Origin of the sequence: Gordonibacter sp. (genome assembly GCF_036667095.1) — a bacterium.
Classification (GTDB): domain Bacteria; phylum Actinomycetota; class Coriobacteriia; order Coriobacteriales; family Eggerthellaceae; genus Gordonibacter.
In genome coordinates this window covers 1-17,792 of the sequence record NZ_JAVWUP010000046.1, presented here as the reverse complement: position 1 = coordinate 17,792, position 17,792 = coordinate 1, and the positions used below count along the sequence as shown (strand labels likewise).

The window sequence follows — 17,792 nt, the reverse complement described above, 5'->3', positions numbered from 1 at the left end:
ACCGCGTAGCCTACGACATCACCAGCAAACCCCCGAGCACGATAGAATGGGAGTAAATCCACACATTATCGTGAGGTTATTTATCGGGATGCTTGATTTCCATCCCTGTGATGAAGTAATTACCTCACTCCGCAAACATCAGTCGATAGTGGGGCGCTACCCCTGCTCTTTCGCAAAGAAAGCCGCGGCTTTTTAAGAAGGAGTTCTCCACCTCAAGCTCGCGGATGCGCTTTTTGGCGGCACGCAGTTCGTCGTTTCCCTCGGGGTTTGGTATATCTCCATTTAGTACTTTCTTTCGTGCCGTAACCCAGATAGCGTATAATTCGAAAAACGCATTTGTATTGCATTTTGAGCGATTGGAGCGTCGATGCATTCGTACAAGGACCTCATCAAGAGCAACCCGAACGAAACCGAGATCCGCAGCTACCTTGTGAATGGCGATCAAGTTTCTGTGACGCTGCGTATTCCCGACACGCTGCGTGATGCTGCTAAGCAGGAGGCTGCTCTTCGAGGCATGAGCTTCAGCGCATTTGTACGTACTTGCATGATCGAGGAGCTCGCGAAGAAGGGTGCTTAAGCTTGATGATATCGAATAAGAATAAATATTGTCTATCTCTGACTGGGGCAGGCACGTATCGCGCCGAAGCGCTTGAGGCGGCGCGCGCTTATCTTGAGTGCCAGAACTGGAGAGAAGTAAGGCACAGAATCGTCGACGAAGACTTGCTCAGTCTCAATTCAGAGGGGAACAGGAAGCGAATCGGCGGCGAAGTCATAAAGCGATTAAAGACACTGACGCTCGAGGAGACCGCATTCTTCGTATCGTCAGTGGATGACGACCAGTTGGCGATGCTATGGGTGGCGTTTTGCCGAACGTATCCAATCCTGCGCTCCTTCTCGTCGGGTGTTCTATCGGTCAGGTACCGCGACATGATTCCAGATGTTCCGAAGGAAACGTACCGGGCGTTTGTTGAAGACGAGGAGTACGACCATCCCGAGCTTGCTGCATTGACAGAAAGCTCACAGAAGAAGATTGAGATTCGCATCTATGGCATGCTCCGCGACTGTAGGCTCATCGGTGCTGGTTTCAATATTACGCCGTTGTACCCCAGTGAGGCGTTCGCCGAGTTGATTAGGGCAAATTCACCCGAGGATCTTTTGCTATTCCCGAAGGTAGGAGCATTATTATGACGCAGAAATTTGAGCACATCGGCTCGTCCGAGGCGAGGCAATTCATAGTCGACAGACTGTCCGACGATGCGCTTCTCGGGCGCAGAGGCTACACAATGAGGCATTCCACCTATGTGCTGCCTTACCCGCCGAATCAGCAAGACTTCGCGAGGGATCTGATCAATGCCATCACTTCAGCGGACCTTCCGAATCACGGCGTTCGCGCGGTGAACGTGAACCTGTACGACATCGTCCTGTCCGTCCTCGATGAGCAGGGAATGTGGGAACCCCTGTGCGAGGCGGAGGCGGATGCCTCGCGCGACGAGCTCATAATGATGCTGCAAGACACCTTGAGCGCGTCGGACGTCATCGTCCCCATGGTCGAGACGGCGATTGAAGAATCCCAATGTGACTTGGCCTTCATAACCGGCGTTGGCGAGACGTTTCCCTATATCCGCACGCACGCGCTGCTAGGCGAGCTGGACGCACAGAAGCCGGTGGTCTTGGTTTTCCCGGGCTCTTACCGTCAGATGGTTGACGGCTCGACATCTCTCGACATCCTTGACATCCCCTCCGCCGCGAATGGTGGATACTACCGCGCGACCAACGTCTTTGACTTCTAGAAGGGACCCACCATGCTATTCAAGGACATGTACAGCAAACCAATCGATCGTTCCATCGACGCAGTCGTCAAGGCATCCAGCACCGACCACCTCGCCAACGAGCTCGATGAGTACGTGATCACTCCCGAGCTCGCCAGCCATCTCAATCGCTTCTTCGACGAGTACAACGATCCCGACGCCACGGGTAACGGCGCTTGGATCTCCGGCTTCTTCGGCAGCGGCAAATCACACCTTCTGAAAATTCTTGCGGTTGTCTTGCAGAATCAAGAAGTCGAGGGGACGGAAGCGGTCGATTACATCCTCCCCAAGCTGGAAGACGATCCATCGCTGCGAGGCGCAATGGAGTGCGCCCGTGCGAAACACCCGAGCGAATCGATCCTCTTCAATATCGACACCATCGCACCTAACCAAGGGCGTACCGAGGCCGCGGCTCTGCTCGCCGCCTTCATCAAGGTGTTCAACCGGCACTGCGACTACTTTGACGGCGACCAGCAGCATATCGCGAAGATGGAATACGACCTAAGCCGAGAAGGAAAGCTCGATGTGTTCAAACAGGAAATCGCGGATAACTGCGGCAAGCCCTGGGAGGACGTGCGCAAATCAGCCTTGATATACAGGGTGAAGGTCACTGCCGCCTTCGATGCCGCCTGCGGCAACGAGCCCGGTACAACCAAGGACGTCGTCGGCTACTATAAAGACACATACCAACCTGACATCCACTCGTTCGCCGTGCGGGTGAAAGAGTATATCGACAATCGCGAGTCTGGTTTTCGCCTGAACTTCTTCGTTGACGAGGTTGGCCAGTTCATCGCCCAGAACGTCAACCTCATGGTCAATCTTCAGTCGGTCGCAGAAGAACTCAACGCCGTGTGCGGAGGATCTTCGTGGGTTATTGTCACCAGTCAAGAGAATATGGAGGATATCGTTGGGCAGATGACCGAGCGCTCGGCGAACGACTTCTCGAAGATTCAGGCTCGTTTCAAGATCAAAATGCAGCTCACCTCAAAAGATGCGAAAACCGTTATTAAGCAGAGACTTCTCGCCAAGACGCGCGAAGCAGCCAATGACCTGAGAAACCTGTACGCCAAGTACGAGCCCGACTTTCGCGTGCTGTTCGACTTTGCCGACGGGTCGAAACGATACAAAGTGTACGCGGACGAGCAGGATTTCATCGAAACCTACCCCTTCATCCCTTACCAGTTTGACCTCTTCATCACTGCGATGCGCGGCCTGTCCGACTACAACGCCTTCACAGGTAAACACCATTCGACGGGCGCACGCTCGATGCTAGGTGTCTTTCAGGAGGTCGGCGAGGAGCTCAATCGATCCAATGGTTCGATTGAGGACAAGAACCTTGCGACGTTTGACGCCATGTTCGAAGGACTGCGCAATTCCCTTAAGAGTGAGGTGTACGGCGCAATCAGCGTCGCGGAGAACAACCTTTCTGACACCCCTATGGCCATCCGCATGCTCAAGGTGCTTCTCCTTATGAAATACTGCAAAGACTTCCGTGCGACCCCGAGCAATCTGCGAGTCCTTCTCTATGGAGCGCTCAACGAGAACACCGTGACACTCGAGGCGGAGATCAAGGCTTCACTTGCCGAACTCGAACGTCAACTCTATATCAGACGCAGTGCGAACAGCAATGCCTACGAATATCTGACCGACGAAGAGAAAGATATAGAGAAGGAAATCAGGAACGTCGAGGTCGGAGCGTCCGAAGTCCGCGAATACATCACCGAGACCTTCAAGAGTATTGTCGGCGCCGCCAAGGCGACGTACGAGAACGGCTCTTTCAGTTATTCGCTCCCTTATGATCTGAAAATTGATAGCGAGGTGCAAGGTCGCTCGAGGCACGATTTATCCCTTGATATCGTCACAGAAGTCTCCAGAGATGGACTTTTCGACGTCGTCGCCTGCAACCCGAAAACGCTTGCCGTGATTCTTCATGACGGGAACTCCTTTATGAACAACGTCAGCCTTTTTGCGAAAACAAGGAAGTACGTCAACACGGCGTCGGGCGACGCCGAGGTTCGGCAGGCGATCATCTCCGACAAGCGGCAGGCCAACCAAAAACTCTCGATCAAGCTCCGCGGTGACATGCAGAAGCTGCTAACCTCCGCTCAGTTCGTCGCGGGTGGGGTCGACGTTACGAAGGAGGTTGGAGGAACAGGGAGAGACGTCGTTGCAAGCGCCATGAGACTACTTATCAAGCGCTGTTACACCGGTCTCCAACAGATGCGGCAGAATTTTAGCGACAAAGATGTCTTCGAGAGCTGCATGGCACCGTATTCCGAACTCGCCGCCGCGAAGGCAGAATACGTCGAGACCGTCTTCAACTGGATCAGCCTGAGGAGCTCTGCCTCCTCGGTCACGGTCGGCGGCGACGGCTCCTCGAGCCTCACCGCGCATTTCACCAAAAACGAATACGGCTGGCCCGAGGTCGCCATCCGCAACGCGGTCGCGATGCTTTACGCCGAGAGGCGCATCGAGATAAGGAAATCGGGCTCTCTCGTTGAGGGTGTGACCCTGGCGACCATCCTTAAGGGTGGTGCAGACCTCGACAAGCTCGTCGTGGTGAAGATGACCGATGTGAGCGCCGAGCGGCTTGGGGAGATCAACAAATCGTTTCGAGACCTCGTTGGCACGAACCCTACAACCCAAGACGCCAAGAGTATCGCGAATGAGCTCAAACTCTATTTGGACAACGAGCTACCAAAATTCAGACAGGCTCGAGACCGCGCTTCCGAGTACCCCTTTGTCGCTGCCTATGGCCAGGCTCTTGACGCTCTCGAGGGTGCCTACTCGAACATCGCCAGCGACTGGAAATGGGTGGCAATCCAATATCCCGAGAGGTCGTCGACGCTCGTCGATGCGAAGAAGGCACTGTCGGACATGAGGCAATTCATGGAGGGATCGGCTGCGGCCGAAAAATGGCGCGCTGTGAAAGAATTTAGGGATCGCGGCATGTCGGAGGCAAAGGAGCTCGGCATACCGCTGCTTTCCGATGGCGATATCCTCAATGCTGCGATGGAGGTCGTCGAAGATCCAGAATGCTACCGATCTGCAGGAATTCCTCGCGCCGCTGGCGTGATACGCCAGGCGGAGGCGGAGATAGACGATGCGAAGTCAACACTCCGCAAATCCATGAAGAAGCAGCTTGAAGATTACCAAAAGTCCTTCGAATCGTCCTACGACCTGACATTCGTCCCCGAATGTCAGAAGGCTAAGTTTGCGGATCTGTTCGAGAAGACGACGCGCTCCATAGACGGAGAATCGCTCGTCTTCCGGCTCAAATCGTTCCTGACGAACTTCAAGGAGCAGTATGGCAGTGAAATCGTTACCCTGCTTATGCCGCCTGCGTCCGCTGAGCACCACAACGGCGGCGGTTGCGACTCGGGCGCAGAGACGGAAGAACCCCAGGATCCGCAATCTCCGCGCTCGCGCCCGACGGTCCAGCTCAGGGCTCTTGACGCCAGTACTTACGGTAAGCCGACCATTGAATCGCAGGAGGATGTCGATTTGTACATCGCTGCCCTTCGGGGCGAACTTTCCAAGCAGGTTGCCGCAGGCAACGTAATCATGAGGTAGGGATCGTGGATATCGACATCAAAGAAATCGAAGAGAGGATTGCGGCGCAGGTCGCCCTGTGTCGGGGAACCGTTTTCTGGGAGGACGAGCCGGGCGATTATATGGACGTCGTCGGGCAAATCTGCGTCGATGGGGGCGTCATCATCGATGCGACTCGCGCTGAACTTGCGGCGAAGCGGCGCATCTTGCGTGGAGGCGAAACCACGCGTTTCATCGTGTACCGCGCCGGCGGCGCGCCCCGGCCAGACGACGACTTTCTCTACGATATCAAGATGGCCTCCAAACCATTCGTTTGCAGCATGGAAGGCGTATGGGCGGCGGAATGCGGGCTCGACCCCAAGCTCACCAACACGGTGATGGCGTATTCCAAATTCTTCAACTCGAAGGATCGCAAAAAGCGTTTGTCGGAAACCGCACTGCCCAAAGAAACGCCGGAGGAATTACAGCTTGCAATGGTCGCTGCGTGCGTTTCCTCACGAGCGAGTGCGAGAAACGACGCCGTTCGCGACTCAGTGACCCGCCTGACCTCGGAGCATGCGCGGGGGCAGGAGCCGACATACGCCCTCCTGTTGTCGACTGGCTTGCTGCCAACCTTCTGGTCGCTGGTCTCGGACGTAGTCGGCTATGCTGCACCAGACGGCACCACCCCCACCCTCGACGACCTTGCATTCCGCATGCTGCAAACCCGTTGCTCCAACATCATGCCAGATGGCGCGAGCATGCTGACCGCTGACGCGATACGCATCCTCGACGACTTGGCTTCGGGGACCCGCACGAGGCCCGACTATGATTCCATCGTGGCATCGTCCCGCGAAGCGCTCACCTCCATGGTTCCCGTCCAGGATCGGACGATGAATCGGCTTGCCGAGGAGGACACTCTCCCCGATTTCGACGAGTGGATCTTGACGGACATGACGAACCGCTCGGAAACTGGGTCTCTCTCGGTTACGGATGCCGAAAGCATGAAGGAGTCCCGCAAGCACACCCTGTGGTTCGACCGCTACAAGGATTGCTATGAATGCCTCGCTTCCGCCGCGCGCCTTCGTGAGGGCGTCGACCTGTACGAATCTGAATCGATCGGAGCGACCAGCTTGAAGGCGCTATTTGATTCATACTGCGAGCGTTGGTTCACCATCGACGCTGCCTACCGGACGTTCTCGAGATTCTTCCGATCGCTGCCCAACGGTCGATTTAAGGTGTCGCTTTCGAGCCTGAAGGCTTCCGTTCAGGTGAGATACGACCGCTATTTAATGAATCTTACCGACAAATGGCAGTTTCATTTGATGGACGAAGGCACGTACCCTCCCCGAGATATCCCGTCGCAGAGCTCGTTCTTCCACGACAAAATCGCTCGTGAGTTGCCGAGTGTCGAGGGGGGTCGACGCATCGGCGTCATCGTTTCCGATGCCATGCGCTTCGAGGCTGGGGTTGAGCTTTCGTCTATTTTAAACGACCTCAGCCTGGGCCGCCACGGTAAGACCAAGTCGTCCGTCTCAGGGATGACGTGCATGCTGCCAAGTTACACGCAGCTCGGCATGGCAGCGCTCCTTCCTCCTGGCGAGATGTCAATCGATCTGTCTACAGGCAACGTCGTTAAAGAGGGCGCGTTAACTGCCGGTTTAGTGAACAGACAAGCCGCCCTTTCCTCTTCGGTCAAGGGAGCGCTGGCCCTTAAAGCGAGCGACGTTCTTGAATCGGGTCTGCCTGACATCTCCAATGCGCCACTGGTGTTCGTGTACCACAACGTCATTGATAAGCGCGGAGACAGCCAGGAAACCGAGGGCGAGGTCTTCTCGGCCTGCAAAGAGGCCTTCGAACAGGTGCCTCTGCTTGTTTCCGCGCTCCTTGGCGCAGGCTGCAGGAAGGTGTTCGTCACTGCCGACCACGGCTTTCTGTATCAGGAGCAGGACGTGGAGTCCTTCAATTACGCCTCAGTTGAGGGACTACACGATTTGTCTGCCTTGGGCAACGGGGTCCTATACCATACGCGCCGATTTGCCGTCGGGACGAGTATCCCTACAAGCGACATGCTCGTCGAGTATTCAGCGGCGGACCTTTCCCTTGTAGGCGAATATAAGGTCGCCTTCCCGAAGGGTATTTCTAGATTACGTCTAAGCGGTAGCGGTGCGCGTTACGTCCACGGCGGAGCCTCCCTCCAAGAAAATGCGGTTCCCGTCGTTGCCGTTGAGCCCATCGGTCGCCTTAGCGGGGTGGAGCGTACAGGTGCCCAAGGTTTCATCCATGGGCGTCCGCTAATCAGCGGCCCCATGATCACGCTCGACGTTTACCAGACGCAGGCGTGCTCGGAGAAAGTGCTTCCGACCACCGTTAAGGTCGGTCTGTATACCAATGACGACGAGGGCAGGGTACTTAGCGCATTCGAGAAGACCTTGGAGCTCTCGAGCGATGCCCCTGACTCGGAGCGCAGGAAGACGGAGGTCAGGCTTCCGGTGATGAATGATATTGACGATTACGACAAGGCGATCCTGCGCATTTCGGCGCGGGTTGGCAACACCAACCAATTCGCCCCGGAGTGGGAGCAGGAGCTCGCGGTGAACCGTGCTTTCGGAAATGACTTTCTCTAGCAGTGAGGATGAGGCAATGGAAACGAACAAGATAAAGAACTTGGCTTTCGGCGCTCGCGGCGCCCTTCGCCGCGAGATAGCTGCGCGAATCGATGCCGTTCTTGCGGATGCCAGCCCCGAAAGACTTGATAGCCCCGACAAAGTATGCTCTTTGGAGAAATCGATCAAGGAGCGCGGGAGTGAGGAAGTTGTGGACTCGTTCGCTTATACCTGGTTTAACCGACTTTGCGCCCTTCGCTTCATGGATGCGAAGGGCTACACCCCCGCAGGCGTGGTTACTCCAAAGGAGGGAAGCTCACAGCCAGCAATCCTGACGGACGCATCCCAGGGCGTTTTCGACCCGGAGTGGCGGTTTGACCGGAATGTTCGTGACCGGGTGACGAGCATTCTTTCCGGAGGAATCTCGGCGGGCGCAAACCCCACCGAGTCCGCTTATGCCGTGCTGCTCGATGCAGTATGTACCCAATATGCGAAATCGATGCCCTACCTGTTTGATGAGGTGGCGGCATCGAGTCTGGCCATGCCCTCCGGTCTGCTGTCGGAGGATTCCATCCTGCGCCGCATCGTCGACGATATGGACGATGATGCCTGCGAATCCGTTGAAGTTTTAGGCTGGCTTTATCAGTTCTATATTTCCGAGCGTAAAGACGACTTTTTCGCCAGTAACAGGAAGGCAGCGCCAGACGACATAGCGCCCGCCACGCAGCTGTTTACGCCTAAATGGATCGTGCGCTATCTCGTTCAGAACTCACTCGGTCGTCTGTGGATGCTCAACAACCCGCACAGCAACTTGGCGGCCTCCATGGATTACTATATCGCGCCCGAGGGTGAGACCGAGGATTTTCTGAGGGTACACTCGCCCGAGGAGCTCACGCTCTGCGACCCGGCCTGCGGTTCGGGGCATATCCTCGTGTACGCCTTCGATTTACTGTACGACATCTATCGTGAAGAAGGTTATCCGAAAGAGTCAATTCCCGAGCTTATCTTAACCAACAACCTTTTTGGTATGGAAATCGACAATCGTGCTGCGGAGATAGCTAAGTTTGCCTTGGAGATGAAAGCCCGCGAGAAAGATCAAGACTTCTTTAGAAGGGAATTAGATGCCAATGTGACGGTTCTTGAATCGGTAACATTTGATCAAGACGAGCTAGTAGGAACGGATTTGTCCCATGATATAAACTTGCTTGATGCGTTTGCCCACATGACGGAGTGCGGAAGTCTTTTTGTGCCTAACGGGAGTGATGTTGAGTACGTCTATGATGCTATTGCAAAAATGAAAGATGCTTCGGAATTATTTACCGATGTCACTTTCGCTAAATTAACGAAAGTGAAATTGATACTTACTGCCTTAAAACGTAGATTTGCGTGCATTGTTGCCAATCCTCCCTATATGCCTGTTGGCAATATGGATCAATGGGCTAATTCATGGGTTAAAAGCAACTACCCGCTGGCTAAATCTGATCTCTGTACCTGTTTTATAATGCGAGGGTTTTCGCTATCGGCTCCTCGGGGCTATTCTGCCATACTAACAATGCAAGCATGGATGTTTCTCGACTCATACAAAAAGATGCGTTCCGCTGTCCTGGATACGAAACTGATTATTTCGTTGATTCAACTTGGATCGAGGGCATTTGATTCGATTGGTGGCGAGATAGTATCGACTGCAGCATCTATTTTCCATAACGAGCAATCTAATAAAGGCTGTCACGGCGTCTACGCTCGATTGACGACAGTTGTGGGCGAAAACGGAAAAAGCGAGTTGTATAAGAGGGCGCTCAAAGAAGGTTCTTCAGGTGTTCTGTACTCGATTGCTCAATCCAGCTTTAGCGAGATACCTGGGAAACCAATCGCCTACTGGGTCACTCCGTCTGTTCTCGGTATTTTCAAGAAGAATAAACCTCTCTCGAATTATGCCGACACATTTAGAGGGCTTCAGCCAGGTGATGTCCCGCGTTTCGTACGAGGATGGTATGAAGTTTCGTCAAGTGATATTGGGGATTGTCGTAGCGGAGCAAGCAAATGGTCACCATTAAGCTCCGGTGGACGCGATAGAAGATGGTACGGGAATCTCGAAAAAATTGTTTTCTGGAACCGTTATGGCGATGCAATAAAGCAAACAGGAAAAGCTATTATTCCAAACGAAGAAAGTTATGGCAATCTCACAATAGGATGGAGCCGAATCAGTTCTGGAACTCCCGCAATGAGATTGTATCCTAAAGGAATTGTACCCGGAGACGCAACGGGGAATATTCGGTGTCGAAATGCAATCTATCAACGGTACGCTCTTGCGTTGCTAAACTCGTCGGTTGTTGATGCAATATGGCCAATGATGAACCCCAATATGACTAATTCAACGGGAATTGTATCGAAAATTCCATTTGTTCTAAATTCGCTATCTGAGGGTGACTCTGATATCGCATCTCTTGTAGATGAAAATGTAGATATAGGAAGAATGGATTGGGACGCATTCGAAACCTCCTGGAATTTCGAATGGCATCCATTAGCGCCATCTGTTCTTGAGCGTAGTGAACAGCTCTCATACGGAATGATGACTGATGCGCGAATTGCTGCGGTCTCGCTGGTCTCCAATAGATTCGCCCGTTGGTCAGACGAATGCGACAATCGGTTCAATAAACTCAAGGCTAACGAAGAGACGCTTAATCGCATTTTCGCAAATATCTATGGCATGGAAGGTGAGGTGTCCATCGAAGTGCCGGATGACAAGGTCTCGGTGCGTCGAGCCGATCTTGTGCGCGACGTAAAATCGCTTGTTTCCTATGGTGTCGGATGCATCATGGGCCGCTATTCGACGTTCGCTCCTGGGCTCATCTTGGCCGATGCCCAGCAGACAATCGATGATTTCAAGTCCAAAGTACCTAATGCGGCATTTCTCCCCGACGAAGACGCCATCGTTCCCGTGCTCGGCGGCGAATGGTTCAGTGACGATGTGGTTGCTCAGTTCAAGAAATGGCTTAAGGTTGTCTTTGGCGAAGAAACGCTAGAAGAGAACGTGGCATTTATTGAGAATGCTCTTGGAAAGGATTTGCGCAAGTACTTCGTGAAAGATTTCTACAAGAACCATTGCGCCACATACCAAGTGACGGGTAGCGGCAAGCGTCCCATCTATTGGATGTTCTCAAGTCCAGAGGGCAGCTTCCAGGCGTTGGTTTACATGCACCGTTATACATCGAGCACCGTCGGTCGCATCCTCACCAAATACCTGAGAGAATGCATAGAAAAGCTCAACGCGGCGATTCCCCCACTCGAGCAGAGCGATCGCGCCGCTGATGGGCGTCAGGCCGACAAATACCGCACGATAGTCAAAGAGCTGGCCGAATGGGAACGAGACGTCGTCTACCCGTTGGCTCAAGAGCGCATCAGCATCGATCTCGATGACGGCGTAAAAGTCAATTACAACAAGTTCCCGTACGCCTTGGCAGAGGTTTCGGGGCTGAGCACGTGGAAGTAGGGTGATCTGCATGAAGCGTGATATGAATCTTGCCAGAACCATCCTGCTTACCTTGGCTGAATCAGAGAAACCGATTGACGCAAGCAGCATTGCTTCGACCGAGTACCCCCCCAAAATGGTTGGCTATCATTTTCAAATCTTAGACGAGGCTGGATTAATAGTAGCAAGCGTGAGGGCCGCGGACAATGATCCCTATTATTTTGCCATGGCATCCCGCCTCACCTGGGACGGTAACGATTTTCTTGATTCGATTCGTGATGATTTGATCTGGAAACGGGCAAGCTCGACTATCGGCAAAGCAACGGGTGGCGCTTCTTTGGATGTAGTGAAGACTGTAGCCTCTTCCCTTGTGCTTGAAACAATTAAACCAGCACTATAGGAGTGTATATGAATACGTTAGATAAAAAGCTCAACGATTATTTTGCGGGCTACGTGGTCCGTAAAGATTTAGTGAAGCTGGTTAAGGGCAACGCAGCAGTGCCGAGCTATGTTCTCGAATTCTTGCTGGGACAAAACTGCGCTACCGACGACGAGGAGCAAATCAATGCGGGCGTAGAACGAGTCCGCAGCATCCTCGCGAAGCATTACGTGCAACGCGCGGAGGCGGGCGCGATTCGTTCCGACATAAAGCAATCTGAATACAAGCGTATCATCGACAAGGTTTCCGTTTCGCTCAACGAGAAACGCGATGTCTATGAGGCTACCTTCGAAAACCTGGGCATCTCAAAGGTTTTGGTTAGCTCGGATACCGTAAAGAAGAACAGGCGATTGCTCGTATCGGGTGTATGGTGCATTGCCGACCTCGCCTACGCGACCAACGAATCTCGCGACGAATCGCCCTATATTCTCACAGGACTCAAGCCTATTCAGATGAGCCGTTTCGACTTCGACGGATTTATTGAGCGCCGCGCCTATTTCACCGAAGACGAGTGGATCGATGCGCTTGTACGTTCCATTGGCCTCGACCCTGAGCAGCTTGGGCGCCGTGCGAAGCTGTTTCAGCTTACGCGCTTGGTCGCCTATTGTGAGCGCAACTACAACCTCATTGAGCTTGGCCCCAAGGGTACGGGCAAAAGTCACGTTTTCAGCGAATTTAGTCCGCACGGCATCCTTATCTCCGGTGGCGAGGTGACTCCGGCAAAACTCTTCGTAAACAATTCCACCGGTAAGATCGGCCTCGTTGGCTATTGGGACACGGTCGCCTTCGACGAGTTTGCGGGGAAGAGTAAGAAGCCGAAGTCCGATATCGTTGACATCATGAAGAATTACATGGCGAACAAGAGTTTCAGCCGTGGCATCGAACAGGTAACAGCCGAGGCGTCGATGGTGTTTGTGGGCAACACGAGTCATGACGTGAGCTACATGATCAACCAGACCGATTTGCTCGAAGACTTGCCGACGGTCTACCATGATCCGGCGTTCATTGACCGCCTTCACGCCTATATCCCGGGCTGGGAGATGGACATCATACGTGGTGACATGTTTAGCTCGGACTTCGGTTTCATAGTGGACTACCTAGCGGAAGCCCTACGTGTGATGCGCCCTGTGGATTATTCGGGTGAAATCGACAAGTTCTTCGAGTTATCGAGCAGTATCTCCACACGCGACCGCGACGGCGTGATAAAGACCTGTGCTGGCCTGATGAAGATCCTCTTCCCGGGTCGCGACGCAACCGCCGAAGAAACGGCTGAGATTGTTGAATTTGCACTCGAGATGCGCAAGCGCGTCAAAGACACACTCATTCGAATTGACGAAACATTCGAGCGTGTCGACTTCGCATATCGCCCCAAGGCGGGCGGTGCGTGGAAGAACGTCGCGACCCTTGAGGAGCTCGACTATCCGACAACATACCATTCATTGGACAAGGTGCCGTGGAACAGCTCGTGGGAAAGCGACGAAACGGCAAAAATTGTTACCACTTCACCTGAAGACGTTCCGGCGGAAGAACCATCTGCCCTTAGGTCCAAAAATAGCGTCCCCTCGTCCGACGCGCAGCCGAAAACTGCATCTGCGCCCAAGGCTGGGCACCTTACCCTGCGCGAGAACCAGCGAGGAACGTCGTATGAGAAGCTGTTCGGGCTCTACCTTGACGGTGCACATAATGTAATCGTTATAGATCCATACGTACGCACATTTCATCAATGTCGAAACTTAATGGAATTGCTCGAGGTGATCATTCGCCACTTTAAGTACGATGCCCCAACGATAAACGTCCACCTGATCACAGCCCCTGACGAGTATTCAGATTCCAAACAGGAAGACTACCTGCAAAAGATTCAGGAATCTATGGCTCCCATGGGACTTAATTTCACATGGAAAATTGACGACAGCGGCACGCTTCATGCGCGACACCTCAAGGTTGACGACATGTGGGATATTCTACTTGATCGTGGCCTGGACATTTGGCAGCGCTTCGACAGCAATGATGCCTTCAGTATCGAGGGCCGCATGCCCGAAATGCGCCGAGTAAAGGCGTTTGAGGTTACGTATATGAAGATCGGGCAGGAGTGCCAATGAACCAGAAGATCGTGCGGGAGCCGTTAAAGATCGACCTGCATATCCACTCGGCAGCCTCCAGGCATAAAGACGGGCCAAAGGTTTTTGCGGGAACCATTGAGAACTTACCAACCCTTGTGGCTGCCCTGGATGCGCACAGCGTGAACATGGCTGCCATTACTGATCATGATTGCTTTGATTATCAATTATTTAAGACACTTCGTTCTTATGCCCAGGAAGAGAACAGCCTTCACAAGGTCCTCCCCGGCGTGGAGTTCAGCGTTTCCTTCTCTACGGATGATGGGCAAAAGCCGGTTCACGTGGTCACCATCTTTGACGATGCGGATGACGATGTACTGCAAAAGCTGAATGACAACATTCCCATGTGCGACAATGAGCCCGACTACGATTGCGGATCTGCTTTCAGTGAAGACAAGTACTGGGATATCATTCGCTCCATCGGGTTAAACATCGTGACAGTCGCACACCAGAAAGCTACCCCTGGCTCATCACGCAAGCGGGTCAATGACGCGAACTCGGTTGGAGAAGACCTCTACAACGAGTTCCTGTTCATGGAGTATTTTGAGGTCTACGAGTACAAGAATCGCAAGAACGAGCTGTTCAATAAGTCGTTTGCAGAGAAAAACGGAGATGCCGAGCGCCTCCGCTTTATCACCAGCTCGGACTGTCACCAGTGGGACGCGTACCCAGGGATCGATAAGAACAATGCAGATGATCTCCCGTTTACTTATTTAAAATGCCTGCCAACATTCCGCGGGCTGGCAATGGCCGTGACGGATGCCTCTCGCATAAAAACTGCGAACAGCTTCTTCTCTGGTTCCACGAAGTCGCTAGACGAGATTGTCCTTGAGCTCGACGGCGATGAACAGCGTATACCGCTATCTCCCGGCATCAATGCGATTATTGGTGATAACTCGGTCGGCAAATCGAGCATTATGAACTCGCTTGTTGATTTTGATGGAGTGAATGCCACGGCAGAAAGGGGGCAGACGCGATACCTAGAGAAGATGGGCGTAAAGGTTGTCACTTCCATCCCGGACAAAAAGCGATTGACATTCGATAATCAAGAATCCATAAGGAAAACATTTGAGGGTCTTACGGATGGGAAAAGCCGCGATTTACTTGGAAAACACTTTCCCGATCCTATCGACGTTCAGCCGCTTAAGGAGGCCGCTGGGGTACAAATCGAGCTTCTTTGCAAAGCCTTAAGCGCATCATGTAATTACCAGAAGGCCCTTTGCGAGATAGCGAACGCTACACTGCCGCCTGAAGGCAAGCAACTCCCTGCGACTACGCTATCTTTTCAAGGAAGTATTCCTTCTCAGGATGATCAGCCCTATCAGCGCCTAATTGACGACCTGAAGACCATTGAGCGAAAGATGGAATCTCTCGGCGATTTACACACCTCGGTGCTTACGGATGCGGATTCCAAGGCGATTGAGATTGCCCGCGATCAGATTTCTGAGGTAAGAAAGAGGCATGAAGGAACTGTCCTTAAAATCCAAACCGAGAAGAAGATCGCTAATGCACTGAGCACTGTCATTCAGACGCTGGGGCGAGAGTATAAGAAGATTTCAACCGATACTCAGAAGCATAGGGCAGCCTATGCTTCTGCAACAGATGAGCTTAGCACTGCGATTGCTGGCCTGGTAAAAATAGAACGCACGGTTGGCGACTTTGATTTTGAATTTGAGCCCATTGAAATTGTCCCCAAGATTAATCCCGTGGGTTGGCTTTCTTTTATCGCAAAGACTCAAGCGGATGTCATAAATCCTGCAGTCATGCGAGAATGTCTTACCCACATTCTTAAGGCAAGACATACCATAGATTTCAAGACCGCTGACCGCGGCGGGTTGATTGACGCTTTAAAAAATTATCCCGAGGACGCCGATGATCCTATAGAAGTGGTGCGGCAGAACATGGACAAGGAAATTGCGAAGATTCTGCGTCCAGTAAAGTCCATCAACAGGGATGAGGACGATGTCTACGAAGAGCTCTCGCAAGGATTCAACGCGCAGATGTACTTTTCGCTTCTGAGGGATGCAGCTCTCGGAGACGGCATTTACCTTGTCGATCAGCCAGAGGATCAGATATCCCAGAAGGCCATCAAGGAGGTCGTAATCAACGAGTTCCGCGAAATCGCTGAGTCGAGGCAAGTTTTGCTGATTACCCACAATCCTCAATTCTTGGTCAACCTCGATGTTGATAACGTCATTTTCATTGGCAAGAGCGGCGATGTCCTCACCGTTTGGAGTGGAGCATTGGAATACGAATGTAATGACTACAAGATGCTCGACATTGTTGCGGAAAACGTTGACGGTGGCCTTGATGCAATTCGAAAAAGGATGAAGCGATATGAAAAAGCAAATTAGCGTTGCGGAAGATGATGGGTGTTTCAACTTTTTGGTTGATGATGTGACTTCTTTTTCTATCGAAAAGGGAAGCTTGGTAGTTGATTCGAAAAAACTATATGAAGCTTTTTTCAGGAATCTCGAAGCAAAACCTGAGTATGAAGTCATTGTTCTTGATGATGCTAGCAGGGAATGCAAATACGTTGCCGGTGAATTCAAGAAGATAATAGACCAGACGCTTGAGAAAGTTGCCGAAAGTTGGTTCGAGGGGCCTGAAAAATAGGAGCCCTCAAAGTAAGCGATCAATAATTCCCATCTTGACAGTCGCGTGACGGTCAAGAGACTGTCGCGGGACTGTCAAGCATCTCGGGATTGATGTCGATTATGGGTCTATCGACCATTTGGTCTGAAGCCGCCTTTTCTGCGGCATCCATTTTGCATGAATCGGGTATTGCCTCAGACCATGGCAAAAATCGGCTGAGTACAGCTTTGTTACAGAGGTCTGCTCTTGCAGGCATTTCTGTAAGGAGCCATTCCAGGTACTCATAGGTTTTAAGTCCGTTGCCCTTTGCTGTGGTAACAAGTAAGCGTCACAACTAGCACGCAGATAGAAAACTAGTTGCGATTGAACGCCGCAGTATACGATTTAGGAAAGCGCCCGAACGGTGTGCCTTGCACCCACCTCCAGCGCTTTCTTGTTTTTGGTGCCTGAACGGTGAGTCATCACCTTACTCAGGTGCTTTTTGTGGCGTTACTTCCGCTTCTTCGATCCCGGCAACTCCGGAAGCATGGCGGCAACCAGCTCAGCCAGACAAAGTTTGTCCTCACTATCAACGGCCAACAGGGGCTTTGCTCCCTCGTAGGGCAACTGATAGTCTGCATCAGGCAACAGGCACTTGGCAGCGTTGGTGGGTTTCACTAGGAAGCGGTCGTCGTAGATTCCCCCAAACACTTTACCCTGTGCGTAGAGCACGTATTCACCCATCATTTTGCGATGGCTAATGTCCGGCACTTCACTTAGCAAGTCCAACACGTAGGCCAAGTAATCTTCGCTTGACGCCATAACACTCGTCCCCCTCAATCCCATAGCCTGCACCGCTAACACCAAGTATACCTTGAACACATCAATACTCTGTTGATATTTCCAGGGAGCTGTAACACTTTGCATGCATTCAGGGAGGAGATAGCATTGCCCAAGCTTCAACCTTTTTTCCGCAGTAACAAACGACCGTTTACCCTTATTCAGCTGGACAAACGGTCGTTTGTTGTTGTATATTTCTTGTAGTGAACCAGCCACCTGCTGTCTTCTTCCGCCAACCCACACATCTTGGCAAGGTTACCCAAGCATCGCTTGCGCCAAGCTTCTCAATCAAGAGACAGCCTGTAGTGAGTTACCTTTCGATAGGAAAGTATACCTCTGTGATGTAGTCCTTGGGGTCAACCTCGGGGCCGCCTTTGACGTACACATCGAATGGTGCGCCAGTCATGT

At 52.5% G+C, this 17,792-nt stretch carries 11 protein-coding genes; 10 read left to right on the top strand and 1 reads right to left on the bottom strand.

The features are described 5' to 3' along the window. The first annotated feature begins 367 nt into the window (after nucleotides 1-367). The 10 genes from RR842_RS06335 to RR842_RS06290 are packed head-to-tail and all read left to right on the top strand — an operon-like array spanning nucleotide 368 to nucleotide 16,586. The gene (locus RR842_RS06335; protein WP_332521288.1) at nucleotides 368-577 is read left to right on the top strand and encodes a YlcI/YnfO family protein; all 210 of its coding nucleotides are present in this window, start codon (nucleotides 368-370) and stop codon (nucleotides 575-577) included. Nucleotides 578-582: 5 nt separating this feature from the next. Further along, on the top strand, nucleotides 583-1,188 hold the full coding sequence (locus RR842_RS06330) for a BrxA family protein (protein ID WP_332521289.1): 606 nt from the start codon (nucleotides 583-585) through the stop codon (nucleotides 1,186-1,188). Next, nucleotides 1,185-1,790, top strand: a complete 606-nt coding sequence (locus RR842_RS06325; RefSeq protein ID WP_332521290.1) for a DUF1788 domain-containing protein — start codon at nucleotides 1,185-1,187, stop codon at nucleotides 1,788-1,790. Before RR842_RS06330 ends, RR842_RS06325 begins: the two co-directional genes overlap by 4 nt. 12 nt (nucleotides 1,791-1,802) lie before the next feature. Then, nucleotides 1,803-5,381, top strand: a complete 3,579-nt coding sequence (brxC, locus tag RR842_RS06320; RefSeq protein ID WP_332521291.1) for a BREX system P-loop protein BrxC — start codon at nucleotides 1,803-1,805, stop codon at nucleotides 5,379-5,381. 5 nt (nucleotides 5,382-5,386) lie between these two features. Beyond that, nucleotides 5,387-7,966 carry a BREX-1 system phosphatase PglZ type A gene (gene pglZ, locus RR842_RS06315; RefSeq protein WP_332521292.1) on the top strand — a complete coding sequence of 860 codons (2,580 nt, stop codon included), beginning with the start codon at nucleotides 5,387-5,389 and terminating at the stop codon, nucleotides 7,964-7,966. A 16-nt stretch (nucleotides 7,967-7,982) separates the two neighbouring features. Continuing rightward, on the top strand, nucleotides 7,983-11,435 hold the full coding sequence (gene pglX / locus RR842_RS06310) for a BREX-1 system adenine-specific DNA-methyltransferase PglX (RefSeq protein ID WP_332521293.1): 3,453 nt from the start codon (nucleotides 7,983-7,985) through the stop codon (nucleotides 11,433-11,435). Nucleotides 11,436-11,445: 10 nt separating this feature from the next. Next, nucleotides 11,446-11,814, top strand: coding sequence for a DUF2513 domain-containing protein (locus RR842_RS06305; protein WP_332521294.1), 369 nt, complete (start codon nucleotides 11,446-11,448; stop codon nucleotides 11,812-11,814). 8 nt (nucleotides 11,815-11,822) lie between these two features. Continuing rightward, nucleotides 11,823-13,952 carry a BREX system Lon protease-like protein BrxL gene (brxL, locus tag RR842_RS06300; RefSeq protein WP_332521295.1) on the top strand — a complete coding sequence of 710 codons (2,130 nt, stop codon included), beginning with the start codon at nucleotides 11,823-11,825 and terminating at the stop codon, nucleotides 13,950-13,952. Beyond that, complete coding sequence (locus RR842_RS06295) at nucleotides 13,949-16,324, top strand: hypothetical protein (protein ID WP_332521296.1); 2,376 nt, start codon at nucleotides 13,949-13,951, stop codon at nucleotides 16,322-16,324. Before brxL ends, RR842_RS06295 begins: the two co-directional genes overlap by 4 nt. Next, the gene (locus RR842_RS06290) at nucleotides 16,308-16,586 is read left to right on the top strand and encodes a hypothetical protein (protein WP_332521297.1); all 279 of its coding nucleotides are present in this window, start codon (nucleotides 16,308-16,310) and stop codon (nucleotides 16,584-16,586) included. The genes RR842_RS06295 and RR842_RS06290 overlap by 17 nt, the downstream gene beginning before the upstream one ends. 468 nt (nucleotides 16,587-17,054) lie before the next feature. Here RR842_RS06290 and RR842_RS06285 read toward each other — a convergent pair whose 3' ends face one another. After that, complete coding sequence (locus tag RR842_RS06285) at nucleotides 17,055-17,426, bottom strand: TfoX/Sxy family protein (RefSeq protein ID WP_332521298.1); 372 nt, start codon at nucleotides 17,424-17,426, stop codon at nucleotides 17,055-17,057. Nucleotides 17,427-17,792: the final 366 nt, after the last annotated feature.